General features: G+C 69.4%; 27 protein-coding genes and 4 tRNA genes. 26 read left to right on the top strand and 5 right to left on the bottom strand.

The window, feature by feature from the left end; translation table 11 throughout:
• Positions 1-17: 17 nt before the first annotated feature.
• From ACIRRY_RS25570 to ACIRRY_RS25530, 9 genes are all read left to right on the top strand, one after another.
• Positions 18-815 (top strand): NADH-quinone oxidoreductase subunit J, encoded by a 798-nt coding sequence (locus ACIRRY_RS25570; protein WP_403976708.1) that lies wholly within the window; start codon positions 18-20, stop codon positions 813-815.
• Positions 815-1,219, top strand: a complete 405-nt coding sequence (nuoK, locus tag ACIRRY_RS25565; protein ID WP_403976706.1) for an NADH-quinone oxidoreductase subunit NuoK — start codon at positions 815-817, stop codon at positions 1,217-1,219. The genes ACIRRY_RS25570 and nuoK overlap by 1 nt, the downstream gene beginning before the upstream one ends.
• Positions 1,216-3,210: an NADH-quinone oxidoreductase subunit L gene (locus ACIRRY_RS25560; RefSeq protein WP_403976704.1), complete on the top strand. Its 1,995-nt coding sequence runs from the start codon at positions 1,216-1,218 to the stop codon at positions 3,208-3,210. The genes nuoK and ACIRRY_RS25560 overlap by 4 nt, the downstream gene beginning before the upstream one ends.
• Before the next feature lie 6 nt (positions 3,211-3,216).
• Positions 3,217-4,791, top strand: a complete 1,575-nt coding sequence (locus ACIRRY_RS25555; protein ID WP_403976702.1) for a NuoM family protein — start codon at positions 3,217-3,219, stop codon at positions 4,789-4,791.
• Positions 4,788-6,311: an NADH-quinone oxidoreductase subunit N gene (locus ACIRRY_RS25550; RefSeq protein WP_403976700.1), complete on the top strand. Its 1,524-nt coding sequence runs from the start codon at positions 4,788-4,790 to the stop codon at positions 6,309-6,311. Before ACIRRY_RS25555 ends, ACIRRY_RS25550 begins: the two co-directional genes overlap by 4 nt.
• 189 nt (positions 6,312-6,500) lie before the next feature.
• Positions 6,501-7,364 carry a zinc metalloprotease HtpX gene (gene htpX / locus ACIRRY_RS25545; RefSeq protein WP_403976698.1) on the top strand — a complete coding sequence of 288 codons (864 nt, stop codon included), beginning with the start codon at positions 6,501-6,503 and terminating at the stop codon, positions 7,362-7,364.
• On the top strand, positions 7,361-7,753 hold the full coding sequence (locus tag ACIRRY_RS25540; protein WP_403976696.1) for a YccF domain-containing protein: 393 nt from the start codon (positions 7,361-7,363) through the stop codon (positions 7,751-7,753). The genes htpX and ACIRRY_RS25540 overlap by 4 nt, the downstream gene beginning before the upstream one ends.
• Positions 7,754-7,920: 167 nt before the next feature.
• Positions 7,921-8,487 (top strand): SMI1/KNR4 family protein, encoded by a 567-nt coding sequence (locus ACIRRY_RS25535; RefSeq protein WP_403976694.1) that lies wholly within the window; start codon positions 7,921-7,923, stop codon positions 8,485-8,487.
• A 289-nt stretch (positions 8,488-8,776) separates the two neighbouring features.
• A complete protein-coding gene (locus ACIRRY_RS25530; RefSeq protein ID WP_403976692.1) occupies positions 8,777-9,043 on the top strand; it encodes a GlsB/YeaQ/YmgE family stress response membrane protein in 267 nt (88 codons plus the stop codon).
• A gap of 230 nt (positions 9,044-9,273) precedes the next feature.
• Here ACIRRY_RS25530 and ACIRRY_RS25525 read toward each other — a convergent pair whose 3' ends face one another.
• Positions 9,274-9,762: a YajQ family cyclic di-GMP-binding protein gene (locus tag ACIRRY_RS25525; RefSeq protein ID WP_019061142.1), complete on the bottom strand. Its 489-nt coding sequence runs from the start codon at positions 9,760-9,762 to the stop codon at positions 9,274-9,276.
• Between the two features lie 233 nt (positions 9,763-9,995).
• On the opposite strand from ACIRRY_RS25525, the gene ACIRRY_RS25520 reads away from it, so the two are divergent.
• The 3 genes from ACIRRY_RS25520 to ACIRRY_RS25510 all read left to right on the top strand — a co-directional run bounded on the left by ACIRRY_RS25520 (position 9,996) and on the right by ACIRRY_RS25510 (position 11,418).
• Positions 9,996-10,077 (top strand) — tRNA-Tyr (locus ACIRRY_RS25520).
• Between the two features lie 268 nt (positions 10,078-10,345).
• Positions 10,346-11,158, top strand: coding sequence for a polysaccharide lyase family 7 protein (locus tag ACIRRY_RS25515; protein ID WP_403976690.1), 813 nt, complete (start codon positions 10,346-10,348; stop codon positions 11,156-11,158).
• Positions 11,159-11,205: 47 nt separating this feature from the next.
• Positions 11,206-11,418, top strand: a complete 213-nt coding sequence (locus tag ACIRRY_RS25510; RefSeq protein WP_403976688.1) for a hypothetical protein — start codon at positions 11,206-11,208, stop codon at positions 11,416-11,418.
• 29 nt (positions 11,419-11,447) lie between these two features.
• Here ACIRRY_RS25510 and ACIRRY_RS25505 read toward each other — a convergent pair whose 3' ends face one another.
• Both ACIRRY_RS25505 and ACIRRY_RS25500 read right to left on the bottom strand, forming a co-directional pair.
• Positions 11,448-12,104, bottom strand: a complete 657-nt coding sequence (locus ACIRRY_RS25505) for an NAD(P)H-binding protein (RefSeq protein ID WP_403976686.1) — start codon at positions 12,102-12,104, stop codon at positions 11,448-11,450.
• A 143-nt stretch (positions 12,105-12,247) separates the two neighbouring features.
• Entirely contained in the window at positions 12,248-13,525 is a 1,278-nt protein-coding gene (locus ACIRRY_RS25500; RefSeq protein WP_403976684.1) for an amidohydrolase family protein, read from the bottom strand.
• Between the two features lie 269 nt (positions 13,526-13,794).
• Between ACIRRY_RS25500 and ACIRRY_RS25495 the strand changes: the two genes are divergently transcribed.
• The 9 genes from ACIRRY_RS25495 to ACIRRY_RS25455 all read left to right on the top strand — a co-directional run bounded on the left by ACIRRY_RS25495 (position 13,795) and on the right by ACIRRY_RS25455 (position 19,523).
• Positions 13,795-13,867, top strand: a tRNA-Thr gene (locus ACIRRY_RS25495).
• Between the two features lie 46 nt (positions 13,868-13,913).
• Positions 13,914-13,986: transfer RNA gene (locus tag ACIRRY_RS25490), tRNA-Met, on the top strand.
• A gap of 88 nt (positions 13,987-14,074) precedes the next feature.
• Positions 14,075-14,239: a 50S ribosomal protein L33 gene (gene rpmG, locus ACIRRY_RS25485; RefSeq protein ID WP_003948671.1), complete on the top strand. Its 165-nt coding sequence runs from the start codon at positions 14,075-14,077 to the stop codon at positions 14,237-14,239.
• A gap of 115 nt (positions 14,240-14,354) precedes the next feature.
• Positions 14,355-14,807: a MaoC family dehydratase N-terminal domain-containing protein gene (locus ACIRRY_RS25480; RefSeq protein ID WP_403976682.1), complete on the top strand. Its 453-nt coding sequence runs from the start codon at positions 14,355-14,357 to the stop codon at positions 14,805-14,807.
• Between the two features lies 1 nt (position 14,808).
• Positions 14,809-15,237: a MaoC family dehydratase gene (locus ACIRRY_RS25475; protein ID WP_403976680.1), complete on the top strand. Its 429-nt coding sequence runs from the start codon at positions 14,809-14,811 to the stop codon at positions 15,235-15,237.
• A gap of 164 nt (positions 15,238-15,401) precedes the next feature.
• A complete protein-coding gene (locus tag ACIRRY_RS25470; protein WP_403976678.1) occupies positions 15,402-15,974 on the top strand; it encodes a TetR/AcrR family transcriptional regulator in 573 nt (190 codons plus the stop codon).
• A 94-nt stretch (positions 15,975-16,068) separates the two neighbouring features.
• Positions 16,069-17,547, top strand: coding sequence for an MFS transporter (locus tag ACIRRY_RS25465; RefSeq protein ID WP_403976676.1), 1,479 nt, complete (start codon positions 16,069-16,071; stop codon positions 17,545-17,547).
• Between the two features lie 132 nt (positions 17,548-17,679).
• Entirely contained in the window at positions 17,680-18,735 is a 1,056-nt protein-coding gene (locus ACIRRY_RS25460) for a UDP-N-acetylmuramate dehydrogenase (protein WP_403976674.1), read from the top strand.
• 122 nt (positions 18,736-18,857) lie between these two features.
• Complete coding sequence (locus ACIRRY_RS25455) at positions 18,858-19,523, top strand: hypothetical protein (RefSeq protein WP_403976672.1); 666 nt, start codon at positions 18,858-18,860, stop codon at positions 19,521-19,523.
• On the opposite strand, the gene ACIRRY_RS25450 is transcribed toward ACIRRY_RS25455, so the two are convergent.
• Positions 19,504-20,544: an adenosine deaminase gene (locus ACIRRY_RS25450; RefSeq protein ID WP_403976670.1), complete on the bottom strand. Its 1,041-nt coding sequence runs from the start codon at positions 20,542-20,544 to the stop codon at positions 19,504-19,506. The two genes, ACIRRY_RS25455 and ACIRRY_RS25450, sit on opposite strands and share 20 nt — an antisense overlap.
• Before the next feature lie 130 nt (positions 20,545-20,674).
• Complete coding sequence (locus ACIRRY_RS25445) at positions 20,675-21,901, bottom strand: pyridoxal phosphate-dependent aminotransferase (protein ID WP_403976668.1); 1,227 nt, start codon at positions 21,899-21,901, stop codon at positions 20,675-20,677.
• A 270-nt stretch (positions 21,902-22,171) separates the two neighbouring features.
• Between ACIRRY_RS25445 and ACIRRY_RS25440 the strand changes: the two genes are divergently transcribed.
• The 5 genes from ACIRRY_RS25440 to rplA all read left to right on the top strand — a co-directional run bounded on the left by ACIRRY_RS25440 (position 22,172) and on the right by rplA (position 24,989).
• Positions 22,172-22,244, top strand: a tRNA-Trp gene (locus ACIRRY_RS25440).
• Between the two features lie 113 nt (positions 22,245-22,357).
• Positions 22,358-22,645: a preprotein translocase subunit SecE gene (gene secE / locus ACIRRY_RS25435; RefSeq protein WP_200679112.1), complete on the top strand. Its 288-nt coding sequence runs from the start codon at positions 22,358-22,360 to the stop codon at positions 22,643-22,645.
• Positions 22,646-22,723: 78 nt separating this feature from the next.
• Positions 22,724-23,581, top strand: coding sequence for a transcription termination/antitermination protein NusG (nusG, locus tag ACIRRY_RS25430; RefSeq protein WP_403976665.1), 858 nt, complete (start codon positions 22,724-22,726; stop codon positions 23,579-23,581).
• Between the two features lie 168 nt (positions 23,582-23,749).
• On the top strand, positions 23,750-24,184 hold the full coding sequence (gene rplK, locus ACIRRY_RS25425; RefSeq protein ID WP_019072313.1) for a 50S ribosomal protein L11: 435 nt from the start codon (positions 23,750-23,752) through the stop codon (positions 24,182-24,184).
• Positions 24,185-24,263: 79 nt separating this feature from the next.
• On the top strand, positions 24,264-24,989 hold the full coding sequence (rplA, locus tag ACIRRY_RS25420; protein ID WP_403976663.1) for a 50S ribosomal protein L1: 726 nt from the start codon (positions 24,264-24,266) through the stop codon (positions 24,987-24,989).
• Positions 24,990-25,067: the final 78 nt, after the last annotated feature.

Genomic DNA, 25,067 nt, shown 5'->3' with positions numbered 1-25,067 from the left:
CCGCCGGAGGGACGATCGTGACCCTCGCCGAAACCGTCACCACCACGGCAGCCCTCGCCGCCACCCACCCCCACGGCTTCCTCTCCCCGACCGGTGTCGAGATCGCCTTCCTTCTCGTCGGACTGGTCACCTTCGGCGCCGCTCTCGTCACCGTCACGACCAAGCAGCTGGTGCACGCCGCCCTGTGGCTGGTAGTGACGCTCGGTGGTCTCGCCGTCGAATACCTCCTCCTCACCGCTGAGTTCATCGCCTGGGTGCAGGTCCTCATCTATGTCGGTTCCGTTGTCGTTCTCCTTCTCTTCGGTCTGATGCTCACCAAGGCCCCCATCGGCCGCTCCCCGGACGCCGACTCCGGCAACCGCTGGGCCGCCCTCGTCGTGGCCGTCGCCGCCGCGGCGGCCCTGGTCTGGGTCGTCGTCGATGCCTTCCGCGCGACCTGGATGGACCTGGACGGTCCGGCCGCCGGCTCGACCGCGGTGACCGGCGCGAGCCTGTTCCAGAACTGGGTCCTCCCCTTCGAGGCCCTCTCCGTGCTTCTCCTCGCGGCCCTGGTCGGCGCGATCGTCCTGTCCCGCAAGACGAAGTCGGAGCTGAGCTCTCCCCCTCTGAACTCCCGAGGTGCGAGCGGTAGTTCCCCATCCGTCCCGGATTCCCGCAATCACACGTTCAGGCGAAATGCCCGGTCTCAAGGCAACGATCCGACCGAGCGGAACACCCCGACCGAGCGGAACACCGCCACCGAGCGGAACGACTCGACCGAGCAGGTCAACCCCGCCGAACAGACCAACCCCGCCGAACAGAAGGGAGCCCGCTGATGCACCTCGTCTATCCCGCCGTGCTCGCCGCCCTCCTCTTCTGCACGGGCATCTACGGCGTCCTCGCCCGCCGCAACGCGATCCTCGTCCTGATGTCGGTCGAGCTGATGCTCAACGCCGTCAACCTGAACCTCGTCGCCTTCGACGTCTGGCTCAGCCGGACCGCCGAGGAGAAGCTGCACTCCGGCCAGGCCCTGACCCTGTTCACCATCGCCATCGCCGCCGCCGAGATCGGCATCGGCCTGGCGATCGTCCTGGCCGTCTACCGAGCCCGCGGCACCTCGGACATCGACAAGCTCCGCGACACCGCCGAGGGCCACGAATCCGACGGTCCCGACAGTGACCCCGCCGGCAGCGGCCGCACCGAGCCCCCCGCGGCCGAGAAGGCTGAGGCCACCGCGTGACCACGACCACCCTCGCCGTCCTCGTCCCCCTCCTCCCGTTCCTGGGCGCCGCGGCCGGCCTGTTCCTCGGCCGCACCGCCCCCGGCTTCGTCCGCCCGCTCGCCGTTCTGCCGCCGCTCGCCGCGCTCGCGCTGGCCGCGATCGTCGCCGTACGCCAGGGCGGTGACGCGGCCGTCGACTCCGCGACCGAGCTCACGCCCACCGGCTCGGTCCCGATCGAACTCGCCCTGCACATCGACGGCTTCGCCGCGCTCGTCGCCGTTCTGGTCGCCTTCGTCGCCACCTGCGTGCAGGTCTACTCGACGGGCTATCTGCGCGACGACCCGCGCTACCCCTCGTACGCCGCGCTCGTCTCCCTCTTCACCTCCGCGATGCTCCTCGTCGTCTACTCTGGCGACCTGATCGTGCTGCTGGTCGGCTGGGAAGTCATGGGCATCTGCTCCTACTTCCTCGTCGGCCACTACTGGGAGACCCCGGAGGCACGCGCCGCCTCCATCAAGGCCTTCCTCGTCACCAAACTCGGCGATGTCCCCTTCCTGATCGGCCTGTTCGCGCTCGCGACCGACGCCGGGTCCTTCCGCGTCACCAAGATCCTGAGCACCGTCGCGAGTGGCGGGCTGCACCACCCGACGCTGATCGCCCTGCTGCTCCTGGCCAGCGTGGCGGGCAAGTCGGCGCAGTTCCCGCTGCACACCTGGCTCCCCGACGCGATGGCCGGTCCGACCCCCGTGTCCGCGCTGATCCACGCCGCGACGATGGTCGCCGCCGGTGTCTACTTCATCGCCCGTCTCCTCCCGGTCTTCGAGGCATCCTCGGCCGCGATGGTCGTCCTCGCCGTCATGGCCGCCGTGACGATGGCCGGCTCGGGCCTCGCCGCGCTCGCCCAGGACGACATCAAGCGCGTCCTCGCCTACTCGACGATCGGCCAACTCGGCTACATGACCGGCGCCCTCGCCGTCGGCGACCGCGGTGCGGCCGTCTTCCACCTTCTGTCGCACGGCGCCTTCAAGGCGCTGCTCTTCCTCGCGGCCGGCGTGATCATCCACGCCTCCGGCACCAACTCCCTGGCCGCCATGTCCCGCATGGGCAACCTGCGCGCCCGCGTCCCCGACGCCTTCTGGACGATGACCGTGGCGCTCCTCGCGCTCGCCGCGATCCCGCCCTTCAGCGGCTTCTTCTCCAAGGAGTCCGTCCTCGGCGCCGCCGAACACGCGGCCACCGGGGACACCGCGCACATCCCCGGCGCCGCGGGCTGGATCGTCCTCGTCGCCGGCCTGCTCGCGGCCCTGCTCACCGCCGCGTACGCGACACGCCTGTGGCTGCTCGCCTTCAACGGCCGGGGCGCCGAGGCCCCCGACCACGGCAGGCAGCCCGTGGCGATGAACGCCGTGCTGTGGGTGCTCGCCGTCCCGTCCCTCGCCCTCGGCGGACTCGCCTACCGCGTGCTGCCCGACTGGTTCGACGGCCGCGACCTCACCCCGACGCTCACCGCGTCCGTCCTCGGTACGGGCGTCGCCCTCGTCGGCGGCATCGTCACCTACGGCGCCTGGCGGCACACCAGCGCGCTCGCGGCCCGCACACCGCTGGGCGCGGTCGCGGCCCACCCGGAGGGCGACGCCGGACTCGTCGAGGCCGAGGCCATCGCGAGTCACACGGCCGCCTACGGAGACGTGGCCTCGGCACCCGACCCGGCGGACCCGGGCCGCCTGCTGCTCGGCCCGCTGCACCGCCACGCGGCCGGCGGCTTCCACCTGGACGCCGTGTACGCGGCCCTGTTCGTCCGCCCGGTGATGGCGGCGGCGAGTCTCGTCCGGTTCCTCGACCGCGAGGTCGTCGACACCTATGTACGCGGTGCGGGCACCCTGCCCCGCCTCCTCGGAGCCGCCGTACGGCGCGCCCAGACCGGCAATCTCCAGACCTATGTGAGCGCGCTGCTCGCCGGCACCGTCGTCCTGACGGTCGCCGTCCTCCTCGTCGCCACCGGAGCGTGAGCAGGCGTGATCGATATCAACGAGTCCGTGATGCAGGTCCTTCTGGCGTTCGTCGTCGTCGGCCCGCTCCTCGGCGCCGTCGCCGCTCTCCTGCCCGCCCCGCCCGGGCTGAAGGGGAAGTCGCCTGAGCAGGCCGTCCTACGGCACGGCGTCACCGTGACCGGCGTGATCCTCACCGCCGCGATCGTCCTCGCGCTCGGCTTCGACCACGACCATCCGTCGAAGATGCAGGCCACGACCGACATCAGCTGGATCCCCGCACTCGACGTGCGCATCCACCTCGGCATCGACGGCATCTCCCTCCCCCTCCTGGTCCTGACCGCGCTGCTGACCTTCCTCTGCGCGCTCTACTCCTACTTCAAGATGCCTGCGGGCCCGTCCCCGAAGGCCTTCGTCGCCCTGATCCTCGTCCTGGAGTCCGGCACCCTCGCCACCTTCGCCGTCCTCGACCTGATCCTCTTCTTCCTCGCCTTCGAGACCGTCCTCATCCCGATGTACTTCCTCATCGCCCGCTGGGGCGGTGCCCAACGGACCCAGGCCGCCTGGAAGTTCATCCTCTTCACGCTGCTCGGATCCGTCGTCATGCTGCTCGGCCTGCTCCTGATCGGAATCAAGGCGGGCACATTCGACATGGTGGCACTCGCCACTGACAACGGCCGGTCGCTGACCACATCGGTGCAGGTCATCGCCGTTCTGGCGGTCGGGATCGGGCTCGCGGTCAAGACGCCGATGTGGCCGCTGCACAGCTGGCTGCCCGACGCCCACACCGCCGCCCCGACCGTCGGCTCGGTCCTGCTGGCCGGCGTGATGCTGAAGATGGGCACATACGGCTTCGTCCGCATCCTGCTGCCGATCGCACCGGACGGCATGCACACCTTCGCGCCGTACCTCGCCGCCTTCGCCGTCGTCGGGATCATCTACGGATCCCTGGCCTGCCTCGCCCTCGCGAAACAGGGCGCGAAGGGCGACCTCAAGCGCCTCATCGCGTACTCCTCCGTCGGCCACATGGGCTTCGTCCTGCTCGGCATCTCGACGATGACCCCGACCGGCGTGAACGGCGCCCTCTTCGCCAACATCGCCCACGGCCTCATCACCGGCCTGCTGTTCTTCCTCGTCGGCGCCCTCAAGGACCGCACGGGAACGACCGATCTGGACACGCTGGCCGAGGAGACCGGAGCGGCCCTCTACGGGAAGGCCCCGCGCCTCGGCGGCCTGCTCGCCTTCGCCGCCGTCGCCTCGCTCGGACTGCCCGGACTCGCCGGATTCTGGGGCGAGATGCTGGCGCTGTTCGGCGCGTTCAGGCCCGCCGCCGACCTCAGCCGCCCGGCGTTCCTCACCTTCATGGCGATCGCGGCCTTCGGCACCCTGCTGACCGCCGCCTACATGCTCGCCGTAGTCCGCCGCGTCTGCATGGGCGCCGTGGCGCAGGAAGCGCCGAAGCTCGCCGACGTCCAGACGTACGAGTTCGCCGCCTGGACCCCGCTCGTCGCCCTCACCGTCGCCGCAGGCCTGTGGCCGAAGGCACTCCTCGGCCTGACCGACCCGGCCGTCCAGCAGCTCCTCGCAGGAGGCACCCGATGAGCGCCACGGCCCAGCCTCTCGCGGAGTCGATGGTCCAGTCCGTCGACTGGCTCGCGATCGCACCGCCCACCATCACGGCGGTCGTCGGCCTGGTGGTCCTCGTCGCCGACCTGTTCCTCCAGGACGCCAAAAAGGCACTCCTGGGCTGGGTTTCGGTCGCGGGCCTGGCCGCTTCCGCGCTCATGCTGCTGCCCCTCCTGGACGGCGACCGCGCCACCTTCTGCCTGACCGGCGACGCGACCGCCTGCAGCTATACGGCGGACCGCTTCACCCTGGTCATCCAGTTCCTGGTCCTCGGCGGGGCTCTCCTCGCGGCCCTCCTGTCGATCACCACCCTGAAGGACGCCGACAAGGGACTCCCCGAAGGGGAGTACTGGTTCCTGCTGCTGTCCTCCGCCGCGGGCGCCGCCCTCCTGCCCGCCTCCCGCGACCTCGCGACCCTGATCGTCGCCCTGGAGGTCGCCTCCCTGCCCGCGTTCGCCCTCGTCGGCATCCGGCACGGCGACAAGAAGTCCGCCGAAGCGGCCCTCAAGTTCTTCCTGTCCTCGGTCACCGCGACCGCGGTCAGCCTGATGGGCGTCAGCTTCGTCTACGCCACCACAGGCACCCTGTACCTGACCCGGATCGCCGACCGCATCCAGCATGTCGACGCTCAGTTCCACACTCTGGCCCAGACCGGCGTCGTCCTCACTCTCATCGGCTTCGCCTTCAAGACGGCGGCCGTCCCCTTCCACTTCTGGGTACCCGACACCTACGTAGGAGCGCCCCTCCCGATCGCCGCCTACTTGTCGGTCGTCGGCAAGGCGGTCGGCTTCTCCGGCCTGATCCTCGTCACCGTCGTCGCCTTCCCGTCGTACGCCGACGTGTGGGGTCCCGCGCTCGCCGCACTGGCCGCCCTCACCATGACGGTCGGCAACCTGGGCGCCCTGCGCCAACAGACCACGCGCGCGTACAGCGCCGTACGACTGCTCGCCTGGTCGTCGGTCGGACAGGCCGGCTACCTCCTGGTGCCGATCGCCGCCGCCGCGTATTCCAAGGACGCCCAGAAGTCGATCGGCTCCACCGTCGCCTACGCCCTCATGTACGCGTCCGTGAACCTCGGCGCCTTCGCGGTGGCCGCGCTGGTGGGCCGCAGCAGAGCTCTGAACCGCATCAGCGACTACCGGGGCCTGTACGCGTCGAACCCGTTGGCCGCGCTGCTCCTGGCCTTCTTCCTGCTGTGCCTCGCCGGACTGCCGCCGGGTGTCATCGGGCTCTTCGCGAAGGTCACCGTGTTCTCGGCGGCCGTCGACGCGGGTCTGGGCTGGCTGGCCGTCGTCATGGCTGTGAACGTGGTGATCGCGCTCTTCTACTACCTCCAGTGGACGGCCCTGCTGTTCCGGACACCCGAGGGCGAGCACGGCAAGCACCGCGTTCCCGCGCCCCTCACCGCCGCGATCGCCCTCACCGGCGCCCTCGGCATCGCCCTCTCCGGAGCACCTCAACTGGTCCTGCGCTTCGCCGACACCGGACTCTTCTGAGCCGCCGGCACATACCGCCGTCCTCACCCGGACGGCCCACCCCCGTCGCCGCACGCACAAGGGAACTTGAGCCCCCCGCCTGGCGTTGACCAGTACGGGAGGGTCCACTGGACGTGACACCACGACACCAGTGGCATCAGAGATCAGCAAACAAAGGGTTCCCCTGCCGCACGATTTGGAGGGCGTACCGTGCACCGCCGGCACAACGGGCTCAGGACCGCAGTTCTCCTCGGGGGACTGTCCGCACTCATCATCGTCATCGGCAGCTTCTTCGGCCGCATGGGGCTTGTCGTAGCGGTCGTGATCGCGCTGGGCACGAACGCGTACGCGTACTGGAACAGCGACAAACTGGCGCTACGCGCGATGCGCGCCCGCCCGGTGAGCGAGTTCGAGGCCCCGGCCCTGTACCGAATGGTCCGCGACCTCAGCACCCAGGCCCGCCAACCCATGCCGCGCCTGTACATCTCGCCCACGGAGGCCCCCAACGCCTTCGCGACGGGCCGCAACCCGCGCAACGCCGCCGTCTGCTGCACGGAAGGCATCCTGCGCATCCTGGACGAGCGGGAGCTGCGCGGAGTCATCGGCCACGAGCTGAGCCATGTCTACAACCGCGACATCCTGATCTCGTCGGTCGCCGGCGCCCTTGCCTCGGTGATCATGTTCCTGGTCAACTTCGCCTGGCTGATCCCGATCGGCCGATCGAACGACGACGACGGCCCCGGCATCCTGGGCATGCTGCTGATCATGATCCTGGGTCCCCTCGCGGCCACCGTCATCCAACTGGCCATCAGCCGCTCCAGGGAGTACGAGGCGGACGCGTCCGGCGCCCAGCTCACCGGAGACCCCCTCGCCCTCGCGAGCGCGCTGCGCAAGCTCGACGCCGGCACCAAGCAGCTTCCGCTGCCCCCGGAGCCCCGCATCGAGACCGCGAGCCACATGATGATCGCGAACCCCTTCCGTCCGGGCCAGGGACTCTCCAAGATGTTCTCGACACACCCGCCGATGGCGGAGCGCATCGCCCGGCTCGAGAAGATGGCAGGTCGCCCTCAGTGAAAACCATCCTGAACGTCATTTGGCTCGTCCTGAGCGGCTTCTGGCTGTTCCTCGGATACCTCTTCGCGGGCGCGCTGCTGTGCATCACGATCATCGGCATCCCGTTCGGCATCGCCGCGTTCCGTATCGGCGTCTACGCCCTGTGGCCCTTCGGGTACACGACGGTCGAGCGCCGGGACGCGGGCGCCCCGTCCTGCGTCGGCAACGTCCTGTGGCTGGTCCTCGCGGGCTGGTGGCTGACCCTCGCCCACATCGTCACCGGCATCGCCATGTGCATCACGATCATCGGCATCCCGTTCGGCATCGCCAACTTCAAGCTGATCCCTGTCTCGCTGTTCCCCCTGGGCCGCGAAATCGTGCCCACGGACCAGCCGTTCGCGACCCGCTGACGAAGCGCAGGGGGCCCTGCGCGGGAGATGTGCGGACTGCCCGGCTGCCCGCCCGAGGGCGGACTGCGAATCAGCTGACTCCCGGCTCACGACCAGCAGGTTTTCCACAACCGCCGGGTTGTCCACAGGCCGGCCCGATTGTCAGTGGCGGGCGGCACCATGAAGCCATGACCGAGAACGAGCAGCAACTGCTGACACGGGTGGCCGCCGAGGCCCGCAACACCCGCCCGTGGGGCTGGACTTCACTCCCCGCCCCTGTGGACGAGGCCACGGTGACCCGCGCCGAGGCTGCCCTAAGCTTCCGTCTGCCCCCGCTGCTCGTGGCGCTCTATTCGCGCATAGGAGACGGCGGATTCGGCCCGGAGTACGGCCTGTTGCCCCTCCTCGACAACCCACCGGCTGGCGAGCCCGCCGCCGTCACGCAGTACCTCGCCAACCGCGCGAGCGGACAACAAGACCCCGACTGGCCCTGGCCCGAGGGTGTCCTGCCGATATCCCACTGGGGCTGCGCGATGTACGCGTGCGTGGACTGCCGAACCCCGCAAGCCACGGTTCTCCTCTACGAGCCGAACGCCGACGAGGCCGACCACGCGTGGTACGTCGACGCACCCAGCCTCGCCGACTGGCTGCGCTCCTGGCTCGACGGCACGGGCTGGTACGAGGACCACGAAGGCGACGCCGAACCGACGCCGTGGACCGACTTCCGCACCCGCACGACGGCACAGGCATCCTGAGCGGCTCCGGGTCCGGGTCCGACTTCGGACCCGGCACTGATTCCCGCACCGGTCACCACCAGAGCGCCCGCGCACCGGTGACCACCAGGGCACACCCGCCACCGATCACCACCACCGCGCCCGCCACCGATGCCTGCAACCACCACACGCATCCATGACGTCCTGTTCATCGACACGGCAGAACATGCAGCGAGAGGCCGTGCGCAAGGGCCAACGAACACAGCCTGTCCGGGCGGAATTCACAGCTCCGGATCAGTGCAAGCACAGCGTGAGAGGGCAGGTTCACGGCATGGGCATCATCAGCTGGATCATCCTGGGACTGTTGGCCGGAGCCATCGCCAAATTCCTGCTGCCGGGCCGCGACCCGGGCGGCTTCATCGGCACGACCGTCATCGGTGTCGCAGGCGCGTTCATCGGCGGCTGGATCTCGGCCCGTTGGCTCGACCACCCGGTCGCCAAGAACTTCTACGACGGTGCCACGTGGGCCTCGGCGATAGGCGGCGCGCTGGTCCTCCTGATCGCCTACCGCATCTTCTTCGGCAACTCGCGCAACTAGGGGCTGTCCGGCGGACCATGCCGCCACGTCGTGCCCGGCGGCGGCCGCTGGCGTCAACGTCTCCTCAGCCTCGCAGCCGCACACACCAGACCCAGACCCCGCTCACCGGCACTGATCAGGCGCCCCTGCTTTCCCGCGACCTGATCCGCCGGCAGGCGGGAAGGGTGGGCACCGACGGGTGCCCACCCTTCCCGCGAAGCTCGCGCGCGGCGGACGTGCGAGGTGCGGTTCTACCGGTAGTTCACATACTGCAGCGCGAAGTCGAAGTCCTTGCCCTTGAGCAGGGCCTGCACGGCCTGAAGGTCGTCACGGCTCTTCGAGCTGACCCGCAGTTCGTCGCCCTGCACCTGGGCCTTCACGCCCTTGGGACCCTCGTCGCGAATGATCTTCGCCACCTTCTTCGCGTTGTCCTGGGAGATGCCCTCCTCGATCGACGCGAAGATCTTGTACTCCTTGCCGGAGAGCTGAGGCTCACCGGCGTCCAGCGCCTTCAGCGAGATGCCGCGCTTGATCAGCTTGGACTGGAAGACGTCGAGGATCGCCTTGACCCGCTCCTCGGAGTTCGCCTCCATGAGGATCTTCTCGGCGGACCAGGCGATCGACGCACCCACGCCCTTGAAGTCGTAGCGCTGCGAGATCTCCTTGGCGGCCTGGTTGAGGGCGTTGTCGACCTCCTGCCGCTCGACCTTCGAGACGATGTCGAAACTGGAGTCGGCCATGTCCTGTGGCTCCTTGTATCAGGGTGCGTATCGATGCGTGTCACTGCGTATCGGCGGCGTGGGGGCAGCCGCCGAGCCCGGTGTAGGCCCCGGGCCGCATCCGCATAAGCGTAGCCACCCCCTCCCCTCCGAGCGCCGGTCAATCGGGTGGCGAAGCACCCCTGGGCATCGGGTATCGTTTACGTCGTTGCCACGGAGCACCGCCGAAAAGCGGTTCGAGAGGCAGCATCCCCGGCGGTGTGCCCGAGTGGCCAAAGGGAGCAGACTGTAAATCTGCCGGCTTAGCCTACCCAGGTTCGAACCCTGGCGCCGCCACATGATCGAAGGGTCTGTGATCAGCAGCAATGCTGATCACAGACCCTTTCGTCGTTTCCGGAGCTTCCTCGGCGCATCCCCGGAGCTTCCCGCGAGCCTTCTGCCCCGGCGTCCCCCACCCCGGCCCCCAGTCTTGACGTGCCCGTGCCACGGTCCTACTGTCGCGACACCGCGTTCATGTTGAAACACGAAGTTCATCCATGTGAACACCGTGAACACATGGGCGTGCGCCAACCGAGTCCATAGAGCAGACAGGAAGGCACCCCCCATGCGCATGCGTACGCTGCTCACCTCCCTGGCCACCGTCGTCGCCGTAACCGGCGGCCTCGCCCTCACGGCTCCTGCCGCGTCGGGCAGTACCGGCGCCGCACACGTCGTCGCCGCACCCCTCGCGGACCCCTCCGTCGCCCCCGGCGGGAACTTCGACCTGGGGGTGTGGCAGCTCCAGGAGCCGATAGGTTCCCCGGGTTCGCCCACGACGATCTCATCGTCGCGGCTCCAAGGCGCCAACGGGTTCCAGGACGCGTACTTCTACACGGACACCCGCGACGGCGCGATGACCTTCTGGGCGCCCGAAAAGGGCGTCACCACCCCGAACTCGAACTGCGCCCGCTCCGAACTGCGGGAGATGAACCGCAGCGGCAGCGCCGCCAACTGGTCGCTCAGCGGCACCCACACGATGAAGGCGACGCTGCGGGTCGTGTCCGTCACGTCGAACGTCTGCGTCGGCCAGATCCACCTCGGCACCGGAGGCACGTCCACCAAGCCGCTGCTGGAGCTGTACTACCGGTCGAGCGGCGACATCGTCCTCGGCACCGAGAACTCGCCCTCAGGAGGGCAGACCCTGCACACCGTCGGCAACGTGGCGGTCGGCAAGACGTGGAGCTACACGATCGGCGTCTCGGGCGGAAACACCATCAATCTCACGGTCAACGGGAGCACCACGCACTACGCCATCCCGTCGTCGTTCAACGCCTACAAGCAGTACTTCAAGGCCGGTTCGTACAACCAGTCGTCCTCGGACAGCACCACCAAGGGCGCCCGGGTCGCCTTCTACGGCCTCACCGTCGCCCACAGCTGAGCGAGCCCAGGCAGCCAACTGGACCTGCGGCGGGGCAGACTGATCCCATGTCGTCACGCCGCAGAAGCTGCCCCGAGTGCCGTCGTGAAATCGCCGTCGTGGCCGGCCGGTACGCGCGGCACGACCCGCCAGGCGCGCGGGAGAGCGGCGACCTCGTGTCCTGCCCCGGGTCCCGCCGACAGGCGGAACTCGGGGCGGCACAGCCCGCGTTGGACGGGTACGTGGTGCCCGACTTCCCCGGCCAGATGCCGCTGTTCTAGGCAGCGGGGCAACTGCCCGGCGGGAAACCTCAGTTCCCCGCCACCGACTTCACCGCCACCGACACCGGCGCGGACCCTCCGATCAGCTCCAGCGTCAGGCCGGCCGTCGCCGGGGTCTCCACCAACTCCAGGAGTACGGCGGCCACATCGTCGCGCGGGATCGAACCGAGACCGGTGTGGGCCTCCAGCCGGACCAGACCGGCACCGGCGTCGTTCGTCAGGGAACCGGGGCGCAGAATCGTCCAGTCCAGCGCGTCCAGGCCGCGCACATACGCGTCGGCCTCGCCCTTGGCCCGCAGATACACGTCGAAGACGCCGTCCCCGGAGTGCGTCGGATCCGCGCCCATCGAGGACACGACGACATGACGTCGTACGCCCGCCAGGACCGCCGCGTCGGCGAACAGCACCGCCGAACCCCGGTCCACCGTGTCCTTGCGGGCCGTGCCGCTGTTCGGGCCCGCGCCTGCCGCGAAGACCGCCGCGTCCGCGCCCCGCAGCAGCGCCGCGACCTCCTCGACCGAGGCCGACTCCAGGTCGAGCACGAGCGGTTCGGCGCCGGCCGCCCGTAGATCGTCGCTCTGTTCGGCGTTGCGGATGATGCCCGCGACCTCTTCACCGCGTGCGGCGAGCAGGCGCTCCAGCCGCAGCGCGATCTGACCATGACCTCCAGCGATGACAATGCGCATGCCTCCGACCGTACGCCCGGACGGCCGCACGCGCCGCATGACTTCGGCCGCGTCCCGGCAGCGCACACCGGCGTCGGACGCGCCGGGCGCGCGGACCCGAGCCATGGCGCCTCAGGCGTGCGCCCCCGCGCAGTCCGGGCGGCTCACGACAACTCACCCCGTCCCTGCCGGGGCAGCCCCAACTCCGAGCCCGCCGCCGTGTTGCAGTACTCCCGTACCGCGCTCGTCCGTGCCACCACGCGCCCCCGGTGCACCACGATCCGGCTGTACGCCAGCGAGAGCGCACCCGCGAGTCGGTTGCCGCGCACCGCGAGCAGTTCGGCCGGAAATCCCGCCTCGACCCGTACCTCGGGCAGACCGAGCGCCGCGCGTGCCGATGAACTCACCGTGTCGTAGGCGTCCTCGGACCGCATCCCGTGCCGCGAGGCCAGCAGGTAGGCCGCCTCCAAAGGGTCTCCGCGGCCCACCGGGTTGGACACGTCACGCAGGGCGCCGCTGCCCGCGGCCACCTGGACGCCGGCCGTGCGCAGCAGTCGTACGGGAGCCGTGCCCCGGCGGTCGACGCCGCCGCAGCCGCCCTGCGGCAGGCAGACCACCGTCACGCCGGCCGCGGCCAGTTGGTCCGCGATCCGTGTGACCGTGTCCGCAGGCAGCCGTCCCAGACCGCCGCACGGGCCGAGCGTCACCCCGGGGCGCATCCCGCCCGCGACCGCCGCCAGCCGGGCCAGGCGGGTCGGGTCGGCGGCGTCCGTGTGCAGGTCGACCGGGCAGCCGTGCTCGGACGCGACCTCCAGGACTGCCTCCACGTACCCCGTCGGATCGGGGTCCAGATCTGGACAACCGCCCACTACGGAGGCACCCATTTTCAATGCGTCCCGAAGCATCGCGAGCCCGTCCGCCCCCGCCACCCCGGTCAGCAGCCGGGGCATCGCCACCGCCGTCAACTCCGCCAGCCCGCGCAGCGCCCGCCGCGCCTGCAGTACGGCGGCCAGCGCGCCCAGTCCTTGAACGTCCCCCACGCGCACGTGTGCCCGCTGCGCCGTGGCCCCGTGCCCGAGTTGCAGGAGGGCGGCCTCCGTCGCGCGGCGCTGGACGTCCTCGGGGTCGTAGGAGACCGGTCCGCAGCTCTCGGCCGACAGGGCGGTGTCACTGTGCGTGTGCGGCTCGGCCGGGGCCGGGAGGAGGAGATAGCCGCTGAGGTCCACGCGCGACCCGCACGCGCGCGTGGCGTCCGTCGCCAGGCTGCCGGCCGTGCCGACCGCCTCGATGCGCCCGCCGCCCAGCCGTACGTCCACGGTCCGGCCGTCGGTCAGCCGGGCGCCGCACAACAGGAGCGCGGCCGGGTCGGCCGGTCCCGACGAGCCTGAGGAACCCGACGGGCCGGACGAGGAGTGGGACGGCTGGGGCTGACTGTCGGGCATCGCGCTCCAGGGGCTCAGGGCTTCGCGGGCTCGGGGCTTCGGGGCTCAGGACTGAGGCTGCGCAAAGGGGCGCAAGATCACACAGAGTGAGTCGAGCCTAGGGCGGTGATCCGCTCGCGGCCGGGAGGAGCGCAATAGTCGTACCGGTGTGGTTCCCCCGTACGGGAGGGGGTCCCGAGGCCTCTGGGAGGGCCGTGGAAGCGGCTGGAGCGGTGCCGCGAAACGGATTTGGGCGAACGGCGACGGAGCGTGTAATGTCTTCATCGCTCGCCCCAATAGCTCAGTCGGTAGAGCGTCTCCATGGTAAGGAGAAGGTCTACGGTTCGATTCCGTATTGGGGCTCTGGTGTGAAAGGTTCCCGTCGCGAGACGGGAGCTGATCGCATCTCAGCGGTGTAGCTCAGTCGGTAGAGCAAGCGGCTCATAATCGCTGTGTCACCGGTTCAAGTCCGGTCACCGCTACTGACAGTAGCCGATTGCGGGGTCGGTCCTTCGATCGGCTACTCTGTTATGCGTTCATAGTCCCATCCGTTCGTCAAGGAGCACTCCTGTGGCTGCCACCGACGTCCGCCCGAAGATCACGCTGGCCTGCGTGGAGTGCAAGGAGCGGAACTACATCACCAAGAAGAACCGGCGTAACAACCCGGACCGACTGGAGATGAAGAAGCACTGCCCGCGTTGCAATGCGCACACCGCGCACCGCGAAACGCGATAAGTATCAGGCTCGTACACGAGGCCGTCCCCGAAGTTCTGGGGGCGGCCTCGCGTCGTTCTCCACACGGCAGGCCGCACACAGGCCACACGGCAGCAGCATCAGGAGGTAGCGGGCCATGGCGCTCGACCAGTCCTTCGTGGGGCGGACCTACCCGCCCACCGACCCCTACGAAGTGGGCCGGGAGAAGATCCGTGAGTTCGCGGAGGCGGTGGGGGACACCAACCCGGCGTACACGGACCCGGAGGCCGCCAAGGCGTTCGGTCACTCCGATGTGATCGCCCCGCCGACCTTCGTCTTCTCCATCACGTTCAAGGCCGCCGGACAGGTCGTCCAGGACCCGCAGCTCGGCCTCGACTACAGCCGGGTCGTGCACGGCGACCAGAAGTTCGTCTACGTCCGCCCCGTACGCGCCGGTGACCGTCTCACGGTCACCTCCACGATCGAGGCGATCAAGTCGATGGCGGGCAACGACATCCTGGACATCCGCGGTGAGGTCCACGACGAGGCGGGCGAGCACGTCGTGACCGCCTGGACCAAGCTCGTGGCCCGCGCGGCGGAGGAGAGCTGACATGACGGCGAAGATCGCGTACGACGACGTCGAGGTCGGCACCGAGCTGCCCGCCCAGGCCTTCCCCGTGACCCGCGCCGCCCTCGTCCAGTACGCGGGCGCCTCCGGGGACTTCAACCCGATCCACTGGAACGAGAAGTTCGCCAAGGAGGTCGGACTCCCGGACGTCATCGCGCACGGCATGTTCACCATGGCCGAGGCGATCCGCGTGGTCACCGACTGGGCCGGCGACCCGGGCGCGGTCGTCGAGTACGGCGTCCGCTTCACCAAGCCGGTCGTCGTCCCGAACGACGACCAGGGCGCGACCGTCGAGGTCAGCGCCAAGGTCGCGGTCAAACTCGACGACAACACGGTCCGCGTGGACCTGGTGGCGACGAGCGTCGGCCAGAAGGTGCTCGGGATGTCACGAGCGGTCGTACGACTGGCGTGAGCCGAGGTAAGGGGCGTCCGTCATTGCGTGCGCCCCTTACATGAAGGCCGGTCCGGGCCGATTCGGTGACTGGCTGTGACGTCGGCGGGCCCGGGGCCCGCCCGCTTGTGTGCGGTGGCCCACACCTCTTGACCAAGTTAGTGATTGAGTACTAACTTTCTCGCATGGTCAGGATGAGCGCAGAAGAGAGGCGCGAGAGCGTCGTCCGCGCGGCGATCGCCGAGTTCGCGCAGCGGGGGTACTACGGCACCTCCACCGAGGCGATCGCCAAGCGTGTCGGTGTCTCCCAGCCGTATCTCTTCCGGCTCTTCCCGGGCAAGAAGGCGATGTTCGCGGCGGCCGCGCTCAGGTGTGTCGAGGACGTGTGCCGGGTCATGGAGGAGTCGTCCAAGGGGCTGGAGGGCGAAGAGGCCCTGCATGCCATGGCCGACGCCTACGTGCGGCTCATCACGGAGCATCCCGAGAAGCTCCAGATGCAGATGCAGACGTACATCACGGTGGCCGCCGCCGAGGCGGAGGGCGACCACGAGTTCGGCGACGCCGTGCGCAAGGGCTGGATGAGGCTCTGGGACATCGTGCGGGTGTCCATGGGGGCGGATGTGGGCGAGACCGCGACCTTCATGGGGCACGGAATGCTGATCAACACCCTTGTGGCCATGGGTTTTCCGCCCGAGCACAGGGTCTGGGAGGGGATGTACCCGCAGGCCCGTGTCACCGGTCGGCTGGAGAAGTCGTAGCGGCGGGCGAGAGGCGGATTTCCGCGCCTTTTCATGACCGTCAAAGTTAGTCATCAATAACTAATCATCGGTACGAGCACCCTCTGGGGGAGCGATGTCACAGCCAACGGAACGCCGCGGGGGAATGGTCTGGGCCCTCGTCATCACCAGCGTCGCCGGATTCATGGCGGCCCTGGACAACCTGGTCGTCACCACCGCCCTGCCGTCCATCCGCAAGGACCTCGGGGGCGCGCTGGGCGACCTGGAATGGACCGTGAGCGCCTACACGCTCACCTTCGCCGTCCTGCTGATGTTCGGCGCGGCGCTCGGCGACCGGTTCGGCCGCCGCCGGCTCTTCCTCGTCGGCATCACGATATTCACCGGCGCCTCCGCCGCCGCGGCCATGGCGCCCGGAATCGACTCCCTGATCGCCGCCCGCGCGGTGCAGGGTGTCGGCGCGGCGATCATGATGCCGCTGACACTGACCCTGCTGACGGCGGCCGTTCCCGCGGCCAAGCGCGGAATGGCGTTCGGCATCTGGGGAGCCGTGAACGGACTCGCCGTGGCCTCCGGGCCGCTCATCGGCGGCAGCCTCACCGAGCACATCTCCTGGCACTGGATCTTCTGGCTGAACGTCCCGCTCGGCCTGGCCCTGCTGCCGCTCGCCCGCCTGCGCCTGTCCGAGTCGCACGGCACCGGCGCCCCGCTCGACTTCCCCGGCACCCTCCTCGTCAGCGGCGGCCTCTTCGGCATCGTCTACGGCCTGGTCCGCGGGCCCGCCGACGGCTGGACCAGCCCGCTCGTCCTCACCGGGCTGTTCGCGGGCAGCGCGCTGTTCGCCGGGTTCGTCGTCTACAGCGTCAACGCCAAGAACCCCATGCTCCCGATGCGGCTGTTCCGCTCCCGCGCCTTCTCCGGGATCAACGCGGCGAGCCTGCTGATGTTCCTCGGGATGTTCGGCTCGATCTTCCTGCTCAGCCAGTACATGCAGGGCGTCCTCGGCTACTCGCCCACCGAGGCGGGCCTGCGCATGCTCCCCTGGACCGGCATGCCGATGCTCGTCGCCCCCATCGCCGGCATCCTCTCCGACCGCATCGGCGGCCGCCCGGTCGTCGCCGCGGGCCTCTTTCTCCAGGCCGCAGGCCTCGGCTACATGTCCTACATCGTCACCACCGACGTCTCCTACGGCGCTCAGCTGCCCGGCCTGATCCTCAGCGGCATCGGCATGGCCCTGTTCTTCGCGCCGGCCTCCAACCTGGTCATGTCCAGCGTCCGCCCCCAGGAACAGGGCATCGCGTCCGGCGCCAACAACGCGCTCCGTGAGGTGGGCGGCGCGCTCGGCATCGCCGTCATGGCGTCCATCTTCTCGGCCCAGGGCGGCTACCAGACCGCACAGACCTTCGTCGACGGCCTGAAGCCCGCACTGGTCACCGGCGCGGCGGTGGTCGCCCTCGCCGGGGTCGCGACGCTGCTGATCCCGACGCGGCGGCGGGCCGCCCAACTCGCGGCGGGGGAGTCGTCCTTGACGGCGAGCAGCGGTGAGCCCACAGAGGCTGCCGAGCCCGACTCGGTCCTGGAGAACGCCGGTCGCTGACCGGAACACCTCGCACGCACGCGTGGAGCCCCGCCTTTGCCGGTGGGGCTCCACGCGTGCGTGCCGCGCGCCGAACGGCCGGTCACCCCTGCCGACCCGGACCTGTCAGTCCCGTCTCGTACGCTTGGGCCCGTGCAGGAACTCCACGACGCTCCCCTCGCCCCCCTCACCACCTTCCGCCTGGGCGGTCCCGCGACCCGGTTGGTCACCGCAGGCACCGACGCCGAGGTGATCGACGTCGTGCGCGAGGCCGATGACACCGGGACGCCGCTGCTGGTCATCGGGGGTGGGTCGAACCTCGTCATCGGGGACAAGGGGTTCGAGGGCACGGCCCTGCGCATCGCCACCCGCGGCTTCGAACTCGACGGCACGCGGCTGGAGTTGGCGGCCGGTGAGGTGTGGACCGACGCGGTCGCCCGCACCGTGGCGGCCGGTCTCGCCGGGGTCGAGTGCCTCGCCGGGATTCCCGGGTCGGCCGGCGCGACCCCGATCCAGAACGTGGGGGCGTACGGCCAGGAGGTCTCCGCCACCATCACCGAGGTCGTCGCCTACGACCGCACCACCCGCGAGACGGTCACCCTCACCAACGAGGAGTGCGCCTTCTCCTACCGGCACAGCCGGTTCAAGGCCGAGCCCGAGCGCTATGTCGTGCTCCGGGTCCGCTTCGAGCTGGAGGACGCGGACGGGCTGTCGGCGCCCGTGAAGTACGCCGAGACGGCCCGGGTGCTCGGTGTCGAGCCCGGTGACCGGGTGCCGCTCGCGCGGGCCCGGGAGACCGTTCTCGCGCTGCGCGCCGGCAAGGGCATGGTCCTGGACCCCGAGGACCACGACACCTGGTCGGCCGGTTCTTTCTTCACCAACCCGATCCTCACCGACGAGCAGTTCACCGCGTTCCACGCGCGCGTGGGGGAGCGTCTCGGGGGCGGCGTGGAGCCGCCCGCGTACCCGGCGGGGGAAGGCCACACCAAGACTTCCGCCGCCTGGCTGATCGACAAGGCGGGCTTCACCAAGGGGTACGGCAGCGGGCCCGCCCGCATCTCCACCAAGCACACCCTCGCGCTCACCAACCGCGGCGAGGCGACCACCGAGGACCTCCTCACCCTGGCCCGCGAAGTCGTCGCCGGCGTCCACGACACCTTCGGGGTCACCCTGGTCAACGAACCGGTCACGATCGGCGTCAGCCTCTGAGCGTGCCCTCCGTAGGGGTTCAACAGCGCCCTCCGTAGCGCCTCGACAGGCCGTCCCCGCGCGGAATCTCCGTTGCCGAGGCCCCCTCCTGACCGGGACCATCGCCCCATGAGGCACCCCACATGGAGCTGAGACTCAGCGAATTCAGACCCCGGATCGGTCCGCACGAACACCGTGTCGTCCAGCCCCGACGACCCCTGCGCCACACCTCACTGCGCGACCCGGCGCCGTACGGAACGCTCCTGGGGGATCACGACGGGCTGAACCGGCTCGCGGGGCTGTTCTCGTTCGCGGCCCACTCGCGGCACACCGTCGTGCACATCCCGTTGCGGGACGGGGTGCCGCCCCAGGAGGGGTGCGGGGAGCTGGTGGATCTGGTGCTGGCCCACTCGGAGGCGGGGCTGCGGCCCTCCAAGTGGCCCGAACTGCGGCGGGCGCTCGGGCGCGGCAGACCGCTCACCGTGCGCACGGACGAGGCCCGTACCGAGCGGCACGCGCGTGCGTGGGCCGAGCAGCCGTACGCGCAGGGGCAGTTGCGGCACACCACGCACGCGCGTACGTACTTCCTCATCGGCGACCGTGACGTCCTCGCCACCGCCGCCACCCACTTCTCCTACGCGGCCGGCTGGGGGCCGCGGGAGAAGCGGGTCGTCAAAGGGCACTCGGCGTTCGTGACCTCCCTGAGCAGCGAACTGGTCCCCTACCCGGACGGCTCGCGCTGCCCCGAGGTCGCGATCTGTTTCAAGCCATATCCGCCCTACGCGCACTTCAGGCGACCGGGGCGCTGAGCCAGTCGTCGATGCCCGACAGGAGCTTCGCCTTCATGTCCTCCGGGGCCGCCGATCCCCGCACCGACTGCCGGGCCAGTTCGGCCAGTTCGCGGTCCGAGAAGGCGTGGTAGCGGCGGGCGATCTCGTACTGGGCCGCCAGCCGGGAGCCGAACAGGAGGGGGTCGTCGGCGCCGAGCGCCAGGGGGACGCCCGCTTCGAAGAGGGTCCTCAGGGGCACGTCCTCGTGCTTCTCGTAGACGCCCAGCGCCACGTTCGAGGCGGGGCACACCTCGCAGGTGATGCCCCGGTCGGCGAGCCGCTTCAGCAGCCGCGGGTCCTCCGCGGCGCGCACCCCGTGGCCGATCCGGGTCGCGTGCAGGTCGTCCAGGCAGTCCCGCACCGAGGCCGGGCCCGCCAGTTCGCCGCCATGCGGGGCGGACAGCAGGCCGCCCTCCTGGGCGATCGTGAAGGCCCGGTCGAAGTCCCGTGCCATACCCCGGCGTTCGTCGTTCGAGAGGCCGAAACCGACCACACCCCTGTCCGCGTACCGCACGGCCAGCCGGGCCAGCGTGCGCGCGTCCAGCGGGTGCTTCATCCGGTTCGCGGCCACCAGCACCCGCATCCCGAGCCCGGTCTCGCGGGAGGTCGTCTCCACCGCGTCCAGGATGACCTCCAGCGCCGGGATCAGCCCGCCCAGGCGCGGTGCGTACGACGTCGGGTCCACCTGGATCTCCAGCCAGCCCGAGCCGTCCCTGACGTCCTCCTCGGCGGCCTCGCGCACCAGCCGCTGGATGTCCTCGGGTTCCCGCAGGCACGACCGCGCCGCGTCGTACAGCCGCTGGAAACGGAACCAGCCCCGCTCGTCCGTCGCGCGCAGCTTCGGCGGCTCCCCGCTGGTCAGTGCGTCGGTCAGGGCTTCCGGCAGTCGTACGCCGTACTTGTCGGCCAGCTCCAGCACGGTGGTCGGCCGCATCGACCCGGTGAAGTGCAGGTGCAGATGGGCTTTCGGCAGTTCAGAGACATCACGTACACGCTCCATCTGGGAATCCTGCCGCACGTTCCCGCCGTGCCGGTACCACTTTCCCCGATAGTGGTCTTGCTCGCACAAAGCAGCGGGCCGCTTCCCGGGAGGGAAACGGCCCGCACACACGCGTGGAGCACGAAAAACGTCAGTCCTGGGCCTCCGCCAGCAGCTTCTGGATGCGGCTGACGCCCTCGACGAGGTCCTCGTCACCCAGGGCGTACGACAGCCGCAGGTAACCGGGGGTCCCGAAGGCCTCGCCCGGGACGACCGCGACCTCGGCCTCCTCCAGGATCAGCGCGGCCAGCTCGACCGAGTCCTGCGGGCGCCTGCCGCGGATCTCCTTGCCGAGCAGCGGCTTGACCGACGGGTAGACGTAGAACGCGCCCTCGGGCTCCGGGCAGAGCACGCCGTCGATCTCGTTCAACATGCGCACGATCGTCTTGCGGCGGCGGTCGAAGGCCTCGCGCATCTCCGCCACGGCCGTCAGGTCACCGGAGACGGCGGCCAGCGCGGCGACCTGGGCGACGTTCGAGACGTTCGACGTGGCGTGCGACTGCAGGTTGGTCGCGGCCTTGACGACGTCCTTCGGGCCGATGATCCAGCCCACCCGCCAGCCGGTCATGGCGTACGTCTTGGCGACGCCGTTGACCACGATGCACTTGTCGCGCAGCTCGGGGAGGATCGCGGGGAGCGAGGTGAACTTCGCCTCTCCGTAGACGAGGTGCTCGTAGATCTCGTCCGTCATGACCCACAGGCCGTGCTCGACGGCCCAGCGGCCGATCGCCTCGGCCTCGGCCTCGCTGTAGACGGCGCCGGTCGGGTTGGACGGCGAGACGAACAGGACGACCTTGGTGTTCTCGGTGCGGGCCGCCTCCAGCTGCTCGACCGTGACGCGGTATCCGGTCGTCTCGTCGGCGACGACGTCCACGGGGACACCGCCCGCGAGCCGGATCGACTCCGGGTACGTCGTCCAGTACGGCGCCGGGACGATGACCTCGTCGCCCGGGTCGAGGATCGCCGCGAAGGCTTCGTAGATGGCCTGCTTGCCGCCGTTGGTGACCAGGATCTGGGAGGCGTCCACCTCGTAGCCCGAGTCGCGCAGCGTCTTCGCGGCGATCGCGGCCTTCAGCTCCGGCAGACCGCCGGCCGGGGTGTAGCGGTGGTACTTCGGGTTCGAGCAGGCCTCGATCGCGGCCTGGACGACGTAGTCCGGAGTCGGGAAGTCCGGTTCACCCGCGCCGAAGCCGATCACCGGACGCCCGGCGGCCTTGAGGGCCTTGGCCTTGGCGTCCACGGCGAGGGTGGCGGACTCGGAGATCGCGCCGACTCGGGCGGAGACCCGGCGCTCGGTGGGAGGGGTTGAGGCGCTCATGGACCCATCGTTTCAGACCGGAAACCCGCCCGGCACACCGGTTTCACAGACTGAACCGGATCGGGAGGACATCGGGCGGACATTGAACAACCGTCCGGTTTCCGGCCCCGGCCTGGGCGATCTTCCTCCGCCAATCCCCGTACAGGCACTTTCTGTTCGACGACCGGCCCCGGAGCACGTACACTCCTAGCTCGTTGGCCTTCAGCAGCCGCGCCCTACTTGGTGCACACCGAGCACCCGGGTGGATGCGGTACGTTGGGGACGTCACAAAGGGTCGTAGCTCAATTGGTAGAGCACCGGTCTCCAAAACCGGCGGTTGGGGGTTCAAGTCCCTCCGGCCCTGCTACACACTCCTTCGCCAGGATGTGTGCGCAGCGCATGTTTACACAGCAATGCACCGCCGTGCAGCTCAGACCGGGCGCGGCACGGCCACGACCCGGGAACAGGTGAGGACGAATGGCGGACGCCGTGGGCTCCATCGACATGCCTGATGCCCAGGACGAGGTGTCGGAGTCCAAGAAGAAGGCCCGCAAGGGCGGCAAGCGCGCCAAGAAGGGCCCGCTGAAGCGGCTCGGCATCTTCTACCGCCAGATCATTGCGGAGCTCCGCAAGGTCGTCTGGCCCACGCGCAACCAGCTGACGACGTACACGACGGTTGTCATCGTCTTCGTCGTCATCATGATCGGTCTGGTGACCGTGATTGACTATGGACTCAATCACGCCGCGAAGTACGTCTTCGGCTGAGGCCGGAAGCGAAGGGCGCCCTGACCGGCGCCCCTTTCGCGTGTTCCACCCCCATGTATCCAGGAAGAAGCAGCCACCGTGTCTGACCCGAAGCTGAACGAGGCCGTCGAGCCGGACGAGTCCGTGGAAGACGAACTCGACATCGTCGAGGGCGCGGACGAGGACCTGGACGAGGCCGAGGCTGCAGACGCCGACGCGGGCGAGCCCGCCGAGGAAGCCGCCGTACACGTCGAGGACGAGGACGCGGAAGCGACCGAGGACCTCGACGACGAGGCCGCCGCTGAGGACGACGAGGAAGAGGCCGAGCCGGCCGAGCCCGTCGACCCTGTTGTGGCCCTGCGCGAGGAACTGCGTCTCCTTCCCGGCGAGTGGTACGTCATCCACACGTACGCCGGTTACGAGAACCGCGTGAAGACCAACCTGGAGCAGCGCGCCGTCTCGCTGAACGTCGAGGACTACATCTTCGCGGCCGAGGTGCCGCAAGAAGAGGTCGTCCAGATCAAGAACGGCGACCGCAAGACCATCAAGCAGAACAAGCTCCCGGGCTACGTCCTGGTCCGCATGGACCTGACGAACGAGTCCTGGGGCGTCGTCCGCAACACCCCCGGCGTCACCGGCTTCGTGGGCAACGCCTACGACCCGTACCCGCTGACCCTGGACGAGATCGTCAAGATGCTCGCCCCGGAGGCCGAGGAGAAGGCCGCGCGTGAGGCCGCCGAGGCCGAGGGCAAGCCGGTTCCGCAGCGCAAGGTCGAGGTCCAGGTGCTGGACTTCGAGGTCGGCGACTCGGTCACCGTCACCGACGGCCCGTTCGCGACGCTGCAGGCGACCATCAACGAGATCAACGCCGACTCGAAGAAGGTCAAGGGTCTCGTCGAGATCTTCGGCCGGGAGACGCCGGTGGAGCTCTCCTTCGACCAGATCCAGAAGAACTAGTTCTTCCTGGACGTACGTCTTCCGAGCAGGTCAGACGGGCTGTCAAAAGCCTCTCTGACCTGCTCGGTTTTTGGCCGCGCACAGATACCCGTTATCGTTGTGCGGTATGCCTCCATCCGGATTAACCGGACGGCGGCCGAACACTCTCACTAGGACCCGGAGAGAGCAATGCCTCCCAAGAAGAAGAAGGTCACGGGGCTTATCAAGCTCCAGATCAACGCCGGTGCGGCGAACCCGGCCCCGCCGGTCGGCCCCGCGCTCGGCCAGCACGGCGTCAACATCATGGAGTTCTGCAAGGCCTACAACGCGGCCACCGAGTCGCAGCGCGGCTGGGTGATCCCGGTGGAGATCACGGTCTACGAAGACCGCTCCTTCACCTTCGTCACCAAGACCCCGCCGGCCGCGAAGATGATCCTCAAGGCCGCCGGTGTCGAGAAGGGCTCGGGCGAGCCGCACAAGACCAAGGTCGCCAAGATCACCCAGGCGCAGGTCCGCGAGATCGCCACGACCAAGCTCCCCGACCTGAACGCCAACGACCTGGACGCCGCGTCGAAGATCATCGCTGGCACCGCCCGCTCCATGGGCATCACGGTCGAGGGCTGACCTTCACCTCGTAGGAAAGACCGTGGCAGGGCCTGCTCGGCCCACACCACGACTCCTCAGAACACACACAGGAGCAGTAGTGAGCAAGCGCAGCAAGTCTCTCCGCGCTGCGGACGCCAAGATCGACCGGGACAAGCTCTACGCCCCGCTCGAGGCCGTGCGTCTCGCCAAGGAGACCTCCACCTCCAAGTTCGACGGCACCGTCGAGGTCGCCTTCCGTCTGGGTGTCGACCCGCGCAAGGCCGACCAGATGGTCCGTGGCACCGTGAACCTCCCGCACGGCACCGGCAAGACCGCCCGGGTCCTGGTCTTCGCGACCGGTGACCGTGCCGAGGCCGCGCTCGCCGCGGGCGCCGACATCGTCGGCTCCGACGAACTCATCGACGAGGTGGCGAAGGGCCGGCTGGACTTCGACGCCGTCGTCGCCACCCCGGACCTCATGGGCAAGGTCGGCCGTCTCGGCCGCGTGCTCGGTCCCCGTGGTCTCATGCCGAACCCCAAGACCGGCACCGTGACGCCGGACGTGGTCAAGGCCGTCAACGAGATCAAGGGCGGCAAGATCGAGTTCCGCGTCGACAAGCACTCGAACCTGCACTTCATCATCGGCAAGTCGTCCTTCGACGACACCCAGCTGGTGGAGAACTACGGCGCGGCCCTGGACGAGATCCTCCGTCTGAAGCCGTCCGCCGCCAAGGGTCGTTACATCAGGAAGGCCGCGATCAGCACCACGATCGGCCCCGGCATTCCGCTCGACCCGAACCGCACCCGCAACCTCCTCGTCGAGGAGGACCCGGCCTCCGTCTGAGCCCCGCGCTCACCCCGGTAGCCGCGTCGCGTACGCGTAAGAAGTCGGACGAGCCCCGCAACCTTCGAGGTGCGGGGC

It is taken from the genome of Streptomyces sp. NPDC101776, assembly GCF_044766845.1.
In the GTDB taxonomy this organism is placed as follows: Bacteria; Actinomycetota; Actinomycetes; order Streptomycetales; family Streptomycetaceae; genus Streptomyces.
Note: the sequence above shows the minus strand (reverse complement) of the source record. Positions and strands in the feature narration are given on the sequence as shown.

What these genes read in the sequence shown, in the direction of transcription:
- nuoK (WP_403976706.1), top strand. Translation starts at nt 815, where the DNA reads ATGCACCTCGTCTATCCCGCCGTGCTCGCCGCCCTCCTCTTCTGCACG.
- ACIRRY_RS25550 (WP_403976700.1), top strand. Translation starts at nt 4,788, where the DNA reads ATGAGCGCCACGGCCCAGCCTCTCGCGGAGTCGATGGTCCAGTCCGTC.
- ACIRRY_RS25535 (WP_403976694.1), top strand. Translation starts at nt 7,921, where the DNA reads ATGACCGAGAACGAGCAGCAACTGCTGACACGGGTGGCCGCCGAGGCC.
- ACIRRY_RS25530 (WP_403976692.1), top strand. Translation starts at nt 8,777, where the DNA reads ATGGGCATCATCAGCTGGATCATCCTGGGACTGTTGGCCGGAGCCATC.
- ACIRRY_RS25525 (WP_019061142.1), bottom strand. Translation starts at nt 9,762, where the DNA reads ATGGCCGACTCCAGTTTCGACATCGTCTCGAAGGTCGAGCGGCAGGAG.
- ACIRRY_RS25515 (WP_403976690.1), top strand. Translation starts at nt 10,346, where the DNA reads ATGCGCATGCGTACGCTGCTCACCTCCCTGGCCACCGTCGTCGCCGTA.
- ACIRRY_RS25510 (WP_403976688.1), top strand. Translation starts at nt 11,206, where the DNA reads ATGTCGTCACGCCGCAGAAGCTGCCCCGAGTGCCGTCGTGAAATCGCC.
- ACIRRY_RS25505 (WP_403976686.1), bottom strand. Translation starts at nt 12,104, where the DNA reads ATGCGCATTGTCATCGCTGGAGGTCATGGTCAGATCGCGCTGCGGCTG.
- ACIRRY_RS25500 (WP_403976684.1), bottom strand. Translation starts at nt 13,525, where the DNA reads ATGCCCGACAGTCAGCCCCAGCCGTCCCACTCCTCGTCCGGCCCGTCG.
- ACIRRY_RS25480 (WP_403976682.1), top strand. Translation starts at nt 14,355, where the DNA reads ATGGCGCTCGACCAGTCCTTCGTGGGGCGGACCTACCCGCCCACCGAC.
- ACIRRY_RS25475 (WP_403976680.1), top strand. Translation starts at nt 14,809, where the DNA reads ATGACGGCGAAGATCGCGTACGACGACGTCGAGGTCGGCACCGAGCTG.
- ACIRRY_RS25470 (WP_403976678.1), top strand. Translation starts at nt 15,402, where the DNA reads ATGGTCAGGATGAGCGCAGAAGAGAGGCGCGAGAGCGTCGTCCGCGCG.
- ACIRRY_RS25465 (WP_403976676.1), top strand. Translation starts at nt 16,069, where the DNA reads ATGTCACAGCCAACGGAACGCCGCGGGGGAATGGTCTGGGCCCTCGTC.
- ACIRRY_RS25455 (WP_403976672.1), top strand. Translation starts at nt 18,858, where the DNA reads ATGGAGCTGAGACTCAGCGAATTCAGACCCCGGATCGGTCCGCACGAA.
- ACIRRY_RS25450 (WP_403976670.1), bottom strand. Translation starts at nt 20,544, where the DNA reads ATGGAGCGTGTACGTGATGTCTCTGAACTGCCGAAAGCCCATCTGCAC.
- ACIRRY_RS25445 (WP_403976668.1), bottom strand. Translation starts at nt 21,901, where the DNA reads ATGAGCGCCTCAACCCCTCCCACCGAGCGCCGGGTCTCCGCCCGAGTC.
- secE (WP_200679112.1), top strand. Translation starts at nt 22,358, where the DNA reads ATGGCGGACGCCGTGGGCTCCATCGACATGCCTGATGCCCAGGACGAG.
- rplK (WP_019072313.1), top strand. Translation starts at nt 23,750, where the DNA reads ATGCCTCCCAAGAAGAAGAAGGTCACGGGGCTTATCAAGCTCCAGATC.